Annotated in this window: 13 protein-coding genes; 5 read left to right on the top strand and 8 right to left on the bottom strand. The window is 28.2% G+C overall.

What is annotated here, in order from left to right; all coding sequences use genetic code 11:
* Nucleotides 1-70 precede the first annotated feature (70 nt).
* The 5 genes from KGF42_RS00885 to KGF42_RS00865 all read left to right on the top strand — a co-directional run bounded on the left by KGF42_RS00885 (nt 71) and on the right by KGF42_RS00865 (nt 7,351).
* A complete protein-coding gene (locus KGF42_RS00885; RefSeq protein ID WP_227825533.1) occupies nt 71-1,114 on the top strand; it encodes a S8 family serine peptidase in 1,044 nt (347 codons plus the stop codon).
* Between the two features lie 97 nt (nt 1,115-1,211).
* The gene (locus KGF42_RS00880) at nt 1,212-1,931 is read left to right on the top strand and encodes an ABC transporter ATP-binding protein (RefSeq protein WP_021388373.1); all 720 of its coding nucleotides are present in this window, start codon (nt 1,212-1,214) and stop codon (nt 1,929-1,931) included.
* Nucleotides 1,932-2,068: 137 nt separating this feature from the next.
* Entirely contained in the window at nt 2,069-3,913 is a 1,845-nt protein-coding gene (locus tag KGF42_RS00875; RefSeq protein WP_227825532.1) for an ABC transporter ATP-binding protein, read from the top strand.
* A gap of 915 nt (nt 3,914-4,828) precedes the next feature.
* Nucleotides 4,829-5,419, top strand: a complete 591-nt coding sequence (locus tag KGF42_RS00870; RefSeq protein WP_227825531.1) for a MarR family transcriptional regulator — start codon at nt 4,829-4,831, stop codon at nt 5,417-5,419.
* Between the two features lie 42 nt (nt 5,420-5,461).
* A complete protein-coding gene (locus tag KGF42_RS00865; RefSeq protein ID WP_227825530.1) occupies nt 5,462-7,351 on the top strand; it encodes a sigma 54-interacting transcriptional regulator in 1,890 nt (629 codons plus the stop codon).
* A 266-nt stretch (nt 7,352-7,617) separates the two neighbouring features.
* Here KGF42_RS00865 and KGF42_RS00860 read toward each other — a convergent pair whose 3' ends face one another.
* The 8 genes from KGF42_RS00860 to KGF42_RS00825 form a co-directional block, all read right to left on the bottom strand.
* The gene (locus tag KGF42_RS00860; RefSeq protein WP_054272592.1) at nt 7,618-8,316 is read right to left on the bottom strand and encodes an RraA family protein; all 699 of its coding nucleotides are present in this window, start codon (nt 8,314-8,316) and stop codon (nt 7,618-7,620) included.
* Between the two features lie 26 nt (nt 8,317-8,342).
* Nucleotides 8,343-9,326 carry a hydroxyacid dehydrogenase gene (locus KGF42_RS00855; RefSeq protein WP_054272593.1) on the bottom strand — a complete coding sequence of 328 codons (984 nt, stop codon included), beginning with the start codon at nt 9,324-9,326 and terminating at the stop codon, nt 8,343-8,345.
* A gap of 14 nt (nt 9,327-9,340) precedes the next feature.
* The gene (locus tag KGF42_RS00850) at nt 9,341-10,480 is read right to left on the bottom strand and encodes an amidohydrolase family protein (RefSeq protein WP_227825529.1); all 1,140 of its coding nucleotides are present in this window, start codon (nt 10,478-10,480) and stop codon (nt 9,341-9,343) included.
* Between the two features lie 36 nt (nt 10,481-10,516).
* On the bottom strand, nt 10,517-11,929 hold the full coding sequence (locus tag KGF42_RS00845) for a DASS family sodium-coupled anion symporter (RefSeq protein ID WP_054272595.1): 1,413 nt from the start codon (nt 11,927-11,929) through the stop codon (nt 10,517-10,519).
* Nucleotides 11,930-12,421: 492 nt separating this feature from the next.
* Nucleotides 12,422-12,691, bottom strand: a complete 270-nt coding sequence (locus KGF42_RS00840; RefSeq protein ID WP_054272596.1) for a DUF3795 domain-containing protein — start codon at nt 12,689-12,691, stop codon at nt 12,422-12,424.
* 632 nt (nt 12,692-13,323) lie between these two features.
* Entirely contained in the window at nt 13,324-14,061 is a 738-nt protein-coding gene (locus KGF42_RS00835) for an ABC transporter permease (protein WP_227820779.1), read from the bottom strand.
* 11 nt (nt 14,062-14,072) lie between these two features.
* The gene (locus tag KGF42_RS00830; protein WP_227820778.1) at nt 14,073-14,834 is read right to left on the bottom strand and encodes an ABC transporter permease; all 762 of its coding nucleotides are present in this window, start codon (nt 14,832-14,834) and stop codon (nt 14,073-14,075) included.
* Entirely contained in the window at nt 14,834-15,757 is a 924-nt protein-coding gene (locus tag KGF42_RS00825) for an ABC transporter ATP-binding protein (protein ID WP_413926976.1), read from the bottom strand. Before KGF42_RS00825 ends, KGF42_RS00830 begins: the two co-directional genes overlap by 1 nt.
* Nucleotides 15,758-15,923 lie beyond the last annotated feature (166 nt).

The raw sequence follows: 15,923 nt of genomic DNA, 5'->3' as shown, positions 1-15,923 counted from the left end.
TTTAAATATATACATACTAAAAATATTTTTATAATATAAAGATTTAAGAAAGGTAAAAGTTGGTTGTTGGATGGAAAAAATAAAAGTAGCAGTAGTTGATACTGGTATAGATGTAAATGATGATTCTATAAAAAAATATATAAAATTTAATAAAAATATTCAGCTTGAAGAAATAGTTGAATATAAAGATTTAGATGATACACATGGGCATGGAACTCTTTGTTCAAAAACAATCCTATCAGTATGTAGAAATACTGATAGGATTGAAATTTATCCAATAAAAATTTTTAATCAAGGAGGGCGTACTAGTGGAGAGAGATTATTAGAAGCATTAGAAAGAAATTTAGATTCAGATATCGATTTAATAAATATTTCAGCATCTACTTTAAATGATAAATATAAGCGAGAATTAAAATATATATGTGAAGAACTTTGTAAGAAAGGAAAAATTATAATATCATCTCACCATAAAAGAGCTAAGGATTGTGATAGTTTTCCTACTGTTTTTAATTCTGTTATAGGTGTAACTGGAAGTAATGATATTTATAATGATAATGATTATATCTATGAAAAGGGAAAAAAGATTCAAATGATAGCGAATACAAAAGAGTGTTTTGTTGAATTTAGGAATGAAGTAACTCATTTTGGAAAGAGCAGTAGAGCTTCAGCTGTTGTAACAGGGATTATCTGTAACATATTTAATAAATATGGAAAAATAATGTTTGATGAACTTGAAAAAATTTTTGAAAAAGAAAGCTTAGATAAAAATATTAATACAGTTAAATCAAAATTTAGAAATAAGCAGAATAATTTTGATTTATGTATTACCAAAAACAAAAAATTAGATATTTCAAGACGAATTGTCAATATGATAAATAAAAAGTTTGCTGTACATAAAATAGACTTAGATTTTTTAGATAAATATTCTATATTTAATAACTTTACAGATTTAGGAAATCATAATGCGTTTAAGTTTCTTACAGAGATAAATAAAGAATTTGAAATTGAGATAAGTTATAAAGGACTGTTTTTATATGAGCTAGAGAATTTAAATGATTTGGTGAATTTGGTATGTAAACATTTGAATAAAGCTAGTGTCAATAACTCTATTTAACTAAAATCTATTTTACATAAACGAAAATACAATAAAAGTGAATATTTTATTTGATATTTTAAAATTGCACACTACTAGAAAAGAAATGGAGGAAATAATGAAAACACTGAAAATAAAAAATTTAAAAAAGATATATGGTAAATATGAAAATGAAGTTCATGCAATAGCAGGAATTGACCTTGAAATAGAACCTAAAAAGTTTACAGCAATAGTAGGAGCTAGTGGTTCTGGGAAAAGTACATTACTTCATTGTATGGCAGGTCTTGACAAACCAACATCAGGAAACGTGTATTTAGATGATTTAGATATTTATACATTAAATGATGATAAATTATCAAAAATACGTAGAGAAGAGTTTGGATTTATATTTCAAAGTTATAATCTTATACCTGTTATAAATGTATATGACAATATAGTATTACCTGTATTATTAGATTCAAAACGAGAGGATAAAACACATATAAATAATCTTATATTCCGTTTAGGATTAGAGTCACAAGTAAAAAGGTTTCCTAATGAGCTTTCTGGAGGTCAACAACAAAGAGTTGCAATTGCAAGGGCCTTAGCAAATAAACCATCTGTGATATTTGCAGATGAACCAACAGGAAACTTAGATAGTAAGACTACAGCGGAAGTAATGGAGTTGCTTGAAATTTGTGTAAAGGAGTTTTCTCAAACACTTGTTATGATTACTCATAGTGATAAAATAGCAGAGACTGCAGATAAAATAATTACTATAAGTGATGGGAAAATTGTGAAAATTTTAGATAAAAGTTTTGAAGAGCATAATATGGGTGAAACTGAAATTAAAATTTAATGTTGTCAAAGAAGAATAACTTTTGAATAATAAAATCCATATAGTAAAGACATATCAATAATATAGAATATTAAAATAAATAAAAAGTCTTGGAAGTTATATTTAGTATTGATTAATAATTAAATAAGGTGGATGAAATGAAGAAAAAGTGTTCTAAAAATAAGAAAATAGAAAATATGAATAATAAGAATAAGAGCTTAAAACGATTTGCATTCCTTACTTTTAAGAAGAATAAGGGAAAGCTTTTACTTTCGTTTATTATGGTAATAATTGTAGCAGTAGTTGATTTAGTACAGCCTCAAGTAACAAGAATGATAGTTGATGAAGGGATAGGAACAAAAGATGTTAACCTTCTTTTAAAACTAATGTTTATATATGGAGCTGCTGGAGTATCTTCAGCAATACTTTATCTTCTTTTATCATATTTATATTCGGCTATAAAAAAGAATGTAACAGTAGATATAAAGATAAAATTACTCAATCATTTATCTAAACTATCAGGAAAATACTATTCAAATATAAAGACAGGGAATATTATTTCAATAATTGAAAGTGATATATTTATAATAGAAAATTTTGGAGCAGAACTTGCATTTTCTATATTAGTAAATATATTTACAGCTTCAATGGCTTTATTTTTCCTAGTAAGAATGCAAGTTGATTTGTTTTTGATAGTTCTAATACTTCAAATAATTTTAAGTATTTTTCAAAATAAATTTACCAAACTTATATCTAAAAACACAAGAGAGATAAGAGAAGATTCAGGAAGTTTATCAAATAAAATCCAAGAATATGTTTCAAATATCAAGAATGTAGTTGTTTCAAAATCAAGAATGAAGTTTTTTTCATCATATCTAAGTGAAGAAAAAAATCTTATAAGAAAGTACTTAAAACTGGATTTAATAATGAATGGGAATATTGCAATCGCAAAATCTATTAGTATCTTAGTAACAGTATCCATTTATGGTGTTGGAGGGTACAAGATAATAAGTGGAAATATGACAATAGGAGAACTGCTTGCATTTCAACAATATACAAATATGTTTATTGGACCATGTATAAGTATAGTGAGAGCAAATACAAGAATACAACAGGCTAAAGCATCTTTAGATAGAGTATACTCAGTAATAGATGAGGAAATAGATATAAAAGTAAATAATAGAGGATTGAGAATAGAGGATAAAGAGTGCAATATAATAGAATTTAAGAATATCTATTTTTCATATAAAGAAATAGGAAAGAAAAAATTACAAAATTTAGAACAAGATGAGCAAATTGATTGTACATATGAAGATATAGAAACAGATAGTTATATTCTAAGTAACATAAATATTACATTTAGAAAGGGAGAAACTACAGCTCTTATTGGTGAAAGTGGAAGTGGGAAATCTACAATAGTAAATTTACTTTACAGATTATGGGATATTCAAAAAGGTGAAATAACTATTGATGGAATAAATATAAAAAATATAAATCTAAAATCTCTTAGAAAAAGTATAAATATTGTTACTCAAGATATGCTTATGTTTGACGATACAATTAGAAATAATATAAGTATAAATAAAAGTTTAAGTGATGAAGAACTTAAAAATATATGTAATGTAGTAGGAATGAACGATTTTATAAGTAGACTTGAAAATGGATTTGATACAATTATAGGAGAAAAAGGAGTCAAGATATCAGGTGGTCAAAAACAGAGAATTGCACTCGCAAGGTCGTTAGTAAATGATAGTAAGATATTGATACTAGATGAAGCAACATCTGCACTTGACAATATATCCCAAAGCGAGATATTAAGAAATATTAGGGCGTATGTAAAAGGTAAGATAGTGATTATTATAGCACATAGACTTTCAACTATAAAAGATGCAGACAATATTTATGTTCTTGAAAAAGGAAAAGTTGTGGAATCAGGTAAAGATAAAGAACTATTTATAAGAAATGGTATATATAGAAAACTAGTTACTTTAAATACACAATAGAATTATTACTTATAGTAGAAATAGATATAATTCAATAACTTTAATGGAATATACAGAATATTATTTAAAATATTGTTATGAAAAAAAGTAATCATTTTATTTATTTTATCTTTGTTAAAGTATTTTAAATTTTCGTTTGCGACAAGTAAGAATTTTTCTAAGGTTTCACGGTATAGCATTTTCTTTATGTTATACCGTTTTTTCTTAAAGAAGAAAGAGTAGACAATCTATTGAAATCACAACAAGGCATACCTATCCAAAGCGTAATAAGTTATGTCCACACCATTCATCTGCTAAAACTAAGCATTCAAAAAACTGACGACAAATCCTATAAACACTTCCTATTCTCACTTCAAAATTAAAATTTATCAGATAATTTCTTGTATAAATTATACTATGGCTTTATATTCTAGTTGCTTTTTTTTATTTGATAAATATACTTATTGTTTAATAATCTCTCTAGAAGAAAATAATGAAGAAATAAAAATATCACGTGACGACAGTTTAGCCACAAATTACTTTCTAGATTGTCTAAATTAATAGGGGCTGAAGTTATGAGTAAAAAAATAAACGTATAACATAGACTATAAATGTGCGACATAAAGCATGGATATATGATATAAACTTTGAATAGTATATTATAATATAGGTCAAAGTATCAAGTGTAGAAGGATTATATTTATTACAAACTAATATTGACAAATAAAAGGCTTGCTCTTATACTCGATATAAGTAATATAACTCTTTAAATTACTGATTTAAAATAATATAATTAATGATAATATACAATTATAAAATGAATAATTAACTTAGGAGGGTAAATAATGAATGAAACAAAAGATGATAATTTATTAGAACAATTTTTTAAAGTACAATCATTGCTACATAAATTTCACCTTCAAAATCATAAATCACATGGATTTTTTAGAGCAACGCACAGAGGTAAAGGCAGAGTATTTATCCATGTTGAAAATAAAGCCGGAAATCACTCAAAAAGAACTATCATATTTACTTGATATGAGACCTCAATCATTAGGTGAGTTACTTTTAAAATTAGAAAATCAAAGATTTATCACTCGTACGCACTCAGAAAAAGACCGTAGATTAATGGTAGTAAAATTGACATCAAAGGGAATGGATGAAATTAATAAAAATGAACAGAAAGAAGACTCAACTAATCAGATATTTAATGTATTAGAACCAGAAGAAAAGAGGAGCTTAAGTTATATTCTTACAAAGATTACTGAGGAATTGGATAGAACTATAAAAAGTGAGGATAGTAATAATTTTGATGGAATACCTATGCAACCACCACCAAGACCACACCATGGGCAATATTTAGATGGTTTTGCCAGTGGAGAAGACTATCAAGATTTTTTTAATAGAGAAGAGCTCTTTGAACAGATGGTAAAACAACATCCAGAACTTATTGAACAATTGATGAAACAGCATCCAGAATTCTTTACAAAAAAAGAACTTGATAGAAAAAATAGCTATAAGAATTGATAACTTTAGTCATGGGAGGTTCAAAAAAGGAGGTTTTACAATATGAAAAACGAGATAGTAGTTATTGCTCCTTCTAAGCTATTTTCAGATACAGTATATGAAGTACTTGAAGAACTACATATAAAAATTCCATCATACATTGCTACAGGTAAAGAAACCATAGAACTAGCAGATAATCTAATTAACTTAGGCACTAAAGTAATAATTACTCGTGGTCAAAATGTTGATTTATTGCGTAAACATGTTTCAATCCCTATAGTAGACGTTGGATATAAATACGAAGACATATTTTATTCATATAAAAAAGCACTTAAATATTCTTCAAAAATAGGATTTATAGGTCTAGAATCATCGTATAAAACGGCTAAACGATTCAAAGAAATCTCAAATTTCGATTTAGAAATACCTAAGTTAAATTCTCTTTATGAGTTTGAACATACAATAAAAAAATTAATTTATAATGGCACTGAAATTTTTATAGGTGGCAAAACAACAAAAGAAATCACTTCTAAATATAATAAACCTTGTATAGAGACTGAAGTTGAAAAGTCTTCTATTCATGCATCTATCAATGAAGCAATTCATCTATATAATATAGGAATTGAAAAGAGAATAAATAACTCTATTACAGAAGAAATTTTAGAATGTACCCATAGTGGTATAATTGCTATTGATAAAAATCACTCACCACTTTTTATAAATAATCAAGCAAAAAGGTTACTATTTAACCAAGTTGATAAATTTATAAAAGATTATCTAACTTCTGGTGACATCTTAGACTCACTTAAAAATGGACATTCTCTATGTAACAATATAATTAGTTTTAAAGGTTCTTCTCTTACATTTGATTGTTTTCCTATTATAATTGACAACCTACATTTTGGATGTGTTGCAACTATACAAGACATAGAAAACATTCAATCAACAGAAAAAGAAATAAGAGAGAGTCTGATTTCAAAATCTCATTGTGCAAAGAGTAATTTTAACGATATATTAGGTTCAAGTGATGCATTGATGCACTCAGTAAATATGGCAAAGAAATTTGCCAAATCTGATTCTACAATTATAATTACTGGAGAATCTGGTACTGGTAAAGAAATATTTGCTCAAAGTATCCATAATTACAGCAATAGATTTAATGGACCTTTTATGGCTATAAACTGTGCAGCTATACCTGAAAATATACTTGAAAGTGAGCTATTTGGGTATGTAAAAGGTGCTTTTACAGGTGCTAGAAATGAGGGGAAAGCAGGTGTCTTTGAATTGGCACATAATGGTACTATATTTTTAGATGAAATTGGAGAAATTTCTAAAGATGTTCAAGTCAAACTGCTTCGAGTACTACAGGAGAGGGAAGTTACTAGGATAGGTGATACTAAAGTTGTACCTATTAATGTAAGGGTTATAACAGCTACTAATAAAAATTTAGTGGAGCAGATTGATAATAATAATTTTAGAGAAGATTTATTTTACAGGCTTTGTGTGTTGAAACTGGATTTACCTCCTCTTAGAGAGCGAAAAGAAGATATCGAGCAACTAACATATTCTATTATATCTCATTACAACAAACCAGTTTCAATATCTGATTCTGCACTCAAAATATTAAGTAGATATGACTTTCCTGGTAATATAAGACAATTAAAAAATATAGTAGAAAGATTGGTAGTTATGTGTGATGATAATTTTATAGATGAGCATTTAGTTTCTGATATATTAATTTCTGAGCCACATTTTAGAAAGGATATAAGTTCAGCTCCTACAATAGATTATTCTCCTAATTTGGTGGATAATAAAATTGCTGATTATGAAAAAAAATTAATTCTTGAAACATTAGAGAAAAATAATGGAGTAAAATCTGCTACTGCAAGTCAATTAGGGATTAGTACTACTACACTCTGGCGTAAACTTAAAAAGTATGCTCTTTCAAATTAAATACTTGCTAAGTAAAATAGTGATTAAATAAATGTTCATAAGATAGAATAATAATTAAATAAGATAGTAATTAAATAAATGTCCATAAGATAGAATAGTAGTTAAATAAGATGTTCATAAGATAGAATAATAATGAATAAGATAGTAGTTAAATAAAATCTTCATTAAATAAACTAAAAATACGATTAACTAAATTAATAGTTAATCGTATTTTAATATTTATATATATAAATATTTTATAGATATAGAATATGAGTCATTTATTATTAAACTCTGTAAACATCATCTATAATTTCTACACCTTTTTTTTCTAAAGTTTCTTTTACCCAGTCTCTATTTGCAGTTCCTTCAGAAGCCTTTACAACCTTAGCATGGTCTTGCTGAGCATTTGCTTCTGCTTTCTCAATAAGGTCTACTGCATCATTTTTAGGAATTACTATTACACCATCTTGGTCTCCTAATATTATATCTCCTGGATTAACAGCAATTCCACCTATAGATATAGGCACATTTACTTCACCAGGACCTTCTTTATATGGACCACCTGGAGTAGTTCCCGTAGCATATATTGGACAATTAGACTTTGATATAACATCAATATCTCTTATTGGACCATCTATTACAATTCCAGCTACTTTTTTGAAATCTGCAAGATATTTGTACATTATTTCTCCCATGATAGCCTGTGTTCTATCTCCATTATTAGATAGTATTATTACATCTCCTTCTTGAGCTATATTAAGAGCTTGATGAAGCATTAAATTATCTCCTGGTCTTGATTTTACTGTTAATGCAACTCCACACATTCTGTTTTTTGGTGAAGACATTAACTTTATTTCTGAACTTAATGCACTTGACCTATACATACAATCTCCAACATTTGCTGCTGGTAATACACTAAATCTTTTTACAAGTTCTTTATCTGGTAAATCTCTTTTTAAATATACTCTATTTCCTATTGTCATTTTAAATTCCTCCTAATAAGTGTTTACTAATCATTATATATAGTTGCATTATCCCAATCTATTGATTTTACTGGCCAAGTAGGATTTTTACCTTCAAATACTTCATTAACTCCAATTGCAGAGTGTAAAGAGGCTCTATTAGTGGCTTCTTTAGTTGCTGCTCCTATATGAGGAGATACCACAACATTATCTAAATACAATATAGGGTTTTTAGAATCTACTGGCTCTTGTTGTAATACATCTAAACCAGCACCTGCTATAATGTTATCTCTACATGCTTCATATAAAGCTTGTTCATCTACAACACTTCCTCTTGCTGCATTTATAAAAAATGCTGTTTCTTTCATCATACTAAATTGTTCTTTTCCTATAAAATTTTTAGTAACAGAAGTTGTTGGACAGTGAACAGAAACAAAATCACTTTCTTTATATATCTTGTTTATATCTCTAGTTACTTCTACACCTTGTGGGAAGTCTTTAGATGATTTGTATGGGTCATATGCAACTACCTTCATATTAAATCCATCCATACACATCTTAGCAACTCTTGAACCTATGTTTCCACATCCAATAATTCCTACAGTTTTTCCATCAAGCTCACATTTAGGAGTTCTTAATTTAGCTTTGTAATAGTCATCTATAAAGCTTTTTCTTACCTTTGTATAATTTCTAGAGCAATATAACATATACATTAGTGTTACCTCTGCAACAGAAGTACTATTTGCTACTGGACAATACAATACTTGAACACCAAATTCTTTTGCTGCCTCCAAATCTACAGTATCAAAGCCTGCTCCATGACGTACTATTACTTTTAGGTTATCAGCAGCTTCAAATACCTCTCTCGTTATTTTAGATAGCCTAACTATAATTGCATCAATACCTTTTATATCATTTATTATATCTTTAGTTTCCATGCCTGAACCAGTTATTAGTTCATGACCTCTACTTTCTAAGTAATCTCTTCCTTCTTGCATTATTTCTTGTGGTAATAATATTTTCCAACCCATTTTTTTCCTCCTAATTAATTTTCATATATGTAATCTGGGGCACAATATACTATAAATCCATCTTTGATGGTCATTTCTGTTTTTAATAATTTATCTGCCTCGAATTTACTACCTTTCCAATCTGTATAAATTTGTTTGACATCCATAATGTCAAATATTGCTACATCTGCATTTGCACCTTCTGATAAACAGCCTATCTGATTTTCAATTTTCATAAGTTTAGCTGGATTTTGTGTTGTCATTTTTACAACATCATATAGACTTATTCCCATACATAAGTATCTTGACATAAGATTTGGTAGAGAGAATATAGGTCTTCTAAACATGCTTTCTAGTACCAAATCTGTGCTACAAATATCAGCTATAAATCCTTGTTCTTTTGCTTTTAACATAACTTCAAAATCACCATGTTTTCTACCTTCACCTGTATCAAATATGATTCCTCTTTCCCTTGCTTTCTTCACACATTCATATAAATTGCCATTTGAGTCGAGGATAGTATTTTGAACACCTTGATATACATGTTCAAATATATCTCCTGGTCTTAATATGTTTAATACTTCTTCTGTAGGAACTGGTAAATTTGTACAATGAACTTCAACAGGACATCCTATTTTTTCAGCTATTTTAATAGTTTCTTTTAATGGCTCTATCCCTAGACCCTCTACTAAATTTTCACTTAATCTTATTTTTAGACCTAATATATTATCTTTATTTTCATTGTATATTCGTTCTATTTTTTCATGATTAAAATACTTTGGGTCAATACATTCATGGTAACTAGTAGTTACCAAGCCTGCTGAGCAAACTTGCAAGAAACTTTTTATATTTACTTTACTTTTAGCTACAATTGAAGATTTAAATAGTTGGTAATTTGCTACTCCTGCTGAACAATCAATTGCACTAGTAACACCAGTTGGAAGATAGGTGCTATCTGGATATATACCAATTTCAGTTCCATCTGCAAACATATGAGCATGTGCATCAATCAACCCTGGAAAAACAAATTTACCTCTTGCATCTATTGTGTGTTTTGCTTTATCACCATGTTTATATTCAGTTACTTTTCCATTGTATATAGCAATCGTTTTATTTCCATTTACATTATTTTTAGGGTCTATTACATGACCATTTATAATAAGTAAATCTAGCATAATCATTCATCTCCAATATATAAATTTAATATGTACTTACCATAATCCAATTATTTTCCAGTAAGGTAAACCTATTACTAAAAATATTGCTAATGCAATCATTACCATGATAGTACCTACTTTCCAGAAATCTTTTTGAGATACATACCCTGAAGCAAAGGCTATAAGACCAGCTCCATTTCCATAATGAGTCAATAAAGCTCCATAACTTGCAAAGAATGCTAGTAATAATGTGACTACCATTGGATTTGCTTTAGTAGATAGAACTATTGCAAATAGTACAGGATAAAAAGATGCCACAAATGCACTATTTGACACAAAGAAGTATCTAACTGCCAAACTCACTAACAATAGTACTACTGTAACTAATAATCCATTTACATCTGATAGATTAAGTACTGTACCTAATTTATCAGCCAGCCAATTGTAAAAGCCTGCATCAGCTAATGAACCAGCAATACCATAAAATGCACCATACCATATAAATACATTCCATGCTCCTTTAGCACCAATAACATCATCCCAGTCTAAAATACCTGCTATAAGAACTAATGCCAAGAATACAAATCCTACTACTTGCATATTTAAGTTTATAAAAGGTATTTTTTCACCAAACATCCATCCAAGAATTGCAAGAATAAAGAATACAACTAATATTTTTTCATGTTTTGTAATAGTGCCTAATGAATCTAAATCTTTTCTTATCTGTGGCTTAATATCTGTTAAATGAGTTAAATCTGGCTTATATATCTTATATACTATAAGTGGTGCTACTAGTAAGAATAAGCCTGCTGGTACAACTGATGCCATAAACCAAGTTCCCCAAGTTAAGTTAACACCTAACATGCTTGCTGCCAAAGAAACTGTTATCGCATTAGTTGCCATACCTGTCAAAAATAATGCTGCTGTACCTTGAGAGACTACATATGTTAATACTGTTAAATATGCACCTAATTTTTTAGGCTCATCATCAGGTTTAGAACCTGCACCTTCTGCTATATTTCTAAATATAGGGTATATAATAGTTGTTCTAGATGCATTTGAACCTGTAGCTGGGCTAAGTATTAAATCACTTATCATCATTAAGTATCCAAGCCCTAGGGTAGAATCTCCTGCTCTTAGTAAAAGGTTATATGCCATACGTTTTCCTAATCCTGTCTTTACAAAGGCTGTACATACAATAGTTACAACAACTAAAAACCAAGTCATCTTATCTGAATATCCATGAAGTAGTATTGACTCATCCATAAACATAAGTGCTACACCTACAATGATTAAGGTAATTATTGGTTCTTTAAATGGTTTAATGACAAGACCTGCTAGTAAGCCTAGATATAAAGCAACAATATCCCAAGTTTCTTTCTTCAATCCTTGTGGTGCAGGTAAGTTCCATATAATTATTGGTATAGCTGCAACAAGTAAGAATTTCATCAACTGTTTTTTATTCATTTTCTTCTCCTTATTTAATTTTAAATTTATACTAAATTATAAAAGCACAAAATATGCCAACTTTTTAGCCTAATAATAATTTTTTTATTTTTTTGTGCAATTTATTGCAATTTTAATACGAATCAAATAGATTCAATAAAAATTTATAGAAACCTTTTCTTAAAGAGTATTAGTAGTGATACTTTATTTGCCTATATTGTATTTCAAAATGAAACACAATAATTTTAAAATGAAATATAGTATTTCAATTATTAATAAAACGCCTAATCTAAATTTTGTGATACATATCGTTTAGCAAAAGAGGCTGTCTTAAAATAGAGATAAGCCTTATTTCCATTATTAAAATGATGAAAATACATTTGATTTTATACAAAAAAGAGTGCCTCATGAACTAAAAAGTTCATTTTGAGACACCCCCTATTTTGGGTATAAATTTTATGTAAATCTATCCATATGGCTAAATACACCACTTAATAAAACATTCTAAGATAATTAATTAGAAACCGTTTCTTCAAGCCATTTTCTACACTGCTCAATATTTATCATAGGGTCAAAACCTTGGTCTTTTCCCTTATTTAAGAGCATATCACATGGGAAAGTATCACATTCTCCACAATGATTAAGTTCCTTGTCTTCACAGCAAGTTTTAACCTTACATTCTCCACCCCAAAATGGTTTTTCCATAGTTGGGCAACCAGTACAATTTACCTGTTCCTTTCTTGTACAACTGTTACAGAGAACACCACATCTTGATTCAAACATATTCAAACATCCTTTCTATTAATTAAAAGTATTATAAAATAATTTTAGATGACTCTAAAAGTTCAAATAATTGATTTTAGGTCATCTAAACATTACACGTAAAATTATTATTTATATTGTTGTAAATTTATAGAAACTACTCAAAAAACTTCTTTGAATATTCTACAGCACTATACATTCCTTGTAATTCATCTTCCTGTTTATCGTTTTTCTTGCCTAATTATCATTTTAATTATATCTCTCAAGGGTTAAGTATTTATTCAATATATTCAATATTTTTTAGCTATATTTAATTAATTTTTATTATATAATAGAAGAGTTATTTTTGCATTAAATTTTTAGTATAACACTAAATAATTTTAAATAAAAATATTATTATGTATTTTTACTTATAAGAATATATCGAATATATAGTCTTTAAACAGAAGGCATATAGTTTATAAATAAAAAATTTACTAACATGTATCAAAACTTAGATTTCATATTACAATTATAGTAATAAGTATAAGTGTTAAAGTAACTGATGGTGTAATTAATAAGTAAACCACCTATTTATATTTCAAATATAATTAAATAAAATAAGTATTTGAGCTATAACAGATGGCTTTTATTTTAATTATGAGGTTTCAACATTAAGAAATAACATCGTTTTTTCTAAAATTTCTATTGGCAATTTTAGAAAATACTATAGTAGTAATAATTGCAACACATATTGTAACCATAGTATCATTAATATTTAAAGCAGATTGCTTTATAACCCCCATAGCACTTGCTAACATAGAGTAAGGGAAAAATATCCCGATAGCAGGTTTTGCTACTATTAATCCCATACCAAATAGAGAAAGGCAAAGGCTAATACCAATCGGAGTGGCAAAACTTCTAATCTTTATAGACATGTATAACTGTATAGAAGCTATTGAAATGGAAATAATCCATCCTTTAGCAATCCAACCAGTAAGTTCTTTAGGTATACTATCAGAAAAACCGAACATGTTTCCTGCAACTATATAAAAGATAACAAAGAAAATTTGTGTAATAGCTGTAAGTATTGAAATTACCACAAGTTTAGATAAAAAGATATTCTTTAAATTAATTGGCAATGTCATTACATTATTCCAGTTATGATTCATATGTTCAAGCCTACAAATATATGCACAAAAGATTGCGATTAAGATAGGAAAGAAAAATTCCCCATAAAAAAGACTAACTTGAGTCCATAAGCTGTACCATTCTTTTTGGAGTATACCTTGATTCAGATAAAAGTTACCAGAACCAATCAACACACTTATAAGTGGCAGTGCTAATAATACATACCATATAAAAGAATTTTTTAACTTTAGGATTTCTCCAAAAACTGATTTCCTTAACATTTAAACCCCTCCTATACTTCTTTTTTTAGAAGATGATTTCTTCCAATATAATAAATTAACATTCCAATTAAGAATATTAAAATTGTAAGTGAAAAGTGCATATCTACTCTGTAAACAGATGACCCTACAGTATTGTCATAAGCATAATTTAGAGGTGTTAATTCTAAATAATAAGACCATATAAACAATCTACGAATACCTTGATAAAATAATCCTGATGTCAAACCTATAAAGCTACCTATCATTCCAAATGTAATTGCAATCATTTGATTTGGGATTACAGTTGCAATCCACAGATGTAGTGAAGTTATAGCCATACTTACAAAAATTGTTCCTAATGTATATTTTAAAAGTAAAAATATAGATAATGATTCAATAACATCTCTAAAACATCCAAATAGTACAATAGACAGCATTTGCATCAATACAGATGCAGATACCAAAATAACGGAGCATAAGAACTTAGATAAATAAATGCTATTTAAAGATGTTACAGAAGATTTTAAAAGTTTCCATGTATCTCCCTTATGTTCTATATCGCTTATACGTGATGTAATTATTGTTATTAAAATAGGAAAGAATAAGCCGTTTAAACTTGCAAAACTCATAACCATATATGAGTACTCAAATCCACCTAACATATCTGGATTATGTGTAATAGCTCTATTTGAATTTATGATGCACCACAGTATTTCAACAGCGACAAATAAAAATGTCATCAATATAATTTTTTTTCTTTTAAGTTTATAAAACTCTAGACCAAGGTATTTCATTATAAAGTCACCGCCTTACCAGTAAGTTCTAGGAATATATCTTCCAAGCTCTTTTTGTGTTCTTCTATTCTAAATACATCAATATTTGAATGGACAAGCATGCTGTTTATTTTGGCTACATCGGAGTCTTTTAAATCTTCAATAGTCAAGAATCCATCTTGTATAAGGGACATATATCCTTTAGTATTCAATAGCTTTTGTGCAGATACAAGATTTTGTGTTTTAATAGCAATATGGCTTTGACCTCTATCACGAAGTTCTTTTATACTATCTTGAAAAACAAGTTCACCATGATTTATTATTCCTATTGATGTGGCAATCTGGTCAATTTCGCTTAAAAGATGGCTAGAGATTAGGACTGTCATACCATATTTTTCTGGCAGTGATTTTATTAATTCTCTAATTTCTTCAATTCCTGCTGGGTCAAGTCCATTTGTAGGCTCATCAAGTATTAACAATTTAGGAAATTTCATTATAGCCATAGCAATACCAAGACGTTGCTTCATACCTAAAGAATATTGGCTAACTTTTTTATTTTTTTGGTTTTCTAACCTTACTATTTTCAATGCTTCATTTACATTTCTTTTAGGCAAATCTAAGAGTCTTTGCATAATAGTCATGTTTTCAAGACCTGTCAAATGCCCATAGTATGATGGAGATTCTATCAATGAACCTATATCTTTTAAGATTGATATTCTGTTCTTTTCATTTAATTCCTTATCTAAAATATTAATATTTCCTTGTGTAGGTTTAGCAAGTCCAAGTAGCATTTTAAGAGTGGTAGATTTTCCTGCTCCATTAGGACCTAAGAAGCCGTATACAGCTCCTTTTGGAACTCTTAGGTCTATATCCTTTACTCTAAATATTTTATTGTATTCCTTTGAAAGTTTTTGTGTCTTAATTATCATTTCCATATATTTCATCCCCTTTTTTAATCTGTGTTTATTGTTTTTTTTAGCTTATATCAGTATAATAACTTAACTACATTTCAGATAGCTGAAGTTTACCTTACGATAACCTTAAATAGTCTATTGAGGCAAAGTTATGAAAATGGGTATATGGTATACTAAAGGAGGGTGATAATTAATT

Source organism: Clostridioides sp. ZZV15-6383, assembly GCF_020657735.1.
Classification (GTDB): domain Bacteria; phylum Bacillota; class Clostridia; order Peptostreptococcales; family Peptostreptococcaceae; genus Clostridioides; species Clostridioides difficile_D.
The sequence above is the reverse complement of the archived record's forward strand: the minus strand, read 5'-3'. Positions and strand labels throughout refer to the sequence as shown.

What these genes read in the sequence shown, in the direction of transcription:
- KGF42_RS00865 (WP_227825530.1), top strand. Translation starts at nt 5,462, where the DNA reads ATGAAAAACGAGATAGTAGTTATTGCTCCTTCTAAGCTATTTTCAGAT.
- KGF42_RS00830 (WP_227820778.1), bottom strand. Translation starts at nt 14,834, where the DNA reads ATGAAATACCTTGGTCTAGAGTTTTATAAACTTAAAAGAAAAAAAATT.
- KGF42_RS00850 (WP_227825529.1), bottom strand. Translation starts at nt 10,480, where the DNA reads ATGCTAGATTTACTTATTATAAATGGTCATGTAATAGACCCTAAAAAT.
- KGF42_RS00840 (WP_054272596.1), bottom strand. Translation starts at nt 12,691, where the DNA reads ATGTTTGAATCAAGATGTGGTGTTCTCTGTAACAGTTGTACAAGAAAG.
- KGF42_RS00885 (WP_227825533.1), top strand. Translation starts at nt 71, where the DNA reads ATGGAAAAAATAAAAGTAGCAGTAGTTGATACTGGTATAGATGTAAAT.
- KGF42_RS00860 (WP_054272592.1), bottom strand. Translation starts at nt 8,316, where the DNA reads ATGACAATAGGAAATAGAGTATATTTAAAAAGAGATTTACCAGATAAA.
- KGF42_RS00875 (WP_227825532.1), top strand. Translation starts at nt 2,069, where the DNA reads ATGAAGAAAAAGTGTTCTAAAAATAAGAAAATAGAAAATATGAATAAT.
- KGF42_RS00855 (WP_054272593.1), bottom strand. Translation starts at nt 9,326, where the DNA reads ATGGGTTGGAAAATATTATTACCACAAGAAATAATGCAAGAAGGAAGA.
- KGF42_RS00880 (WP_021388373.1), top strand. Translation starts at nt 1,212, where the DNA reads ATGAAAACACTGAAAATAAAAAATTTAAAAAAGATATATGGTAAATAT.
- KGF42_RS00845 (WP_054272595.1), bottom strand. Translation starts at nt 11,929, where the DNA reads ATGAATAAAAAACAGTTGATGAAATTCTTACTTGTTGCAGCTATACCA.
- KGF42_RS00870 (WP_227825531.1), top strand. Translation starts at nt 4,829, where the DNA reads ATGGATTTTTTAGAGCAACGCACAGAGGTAAAGGCAGAGTATTTATCC.
- KGF42_RS00835 (WP_227820779.1), bottom strand. Translation starts at nt 14,061, where the DNA reads ATGTTAAGGAAATCAGTTTTTGGAGAAATCCTAAAGTTAAAAAATTCT.
- KGF42_RS00825 (WP_413926976.1), bottom strand. Translation starts at nt 15,757, where the DNA reads ATGAAATATATGGAAATGATAATTAAGACACAAAAACTTTCAAAGGAA.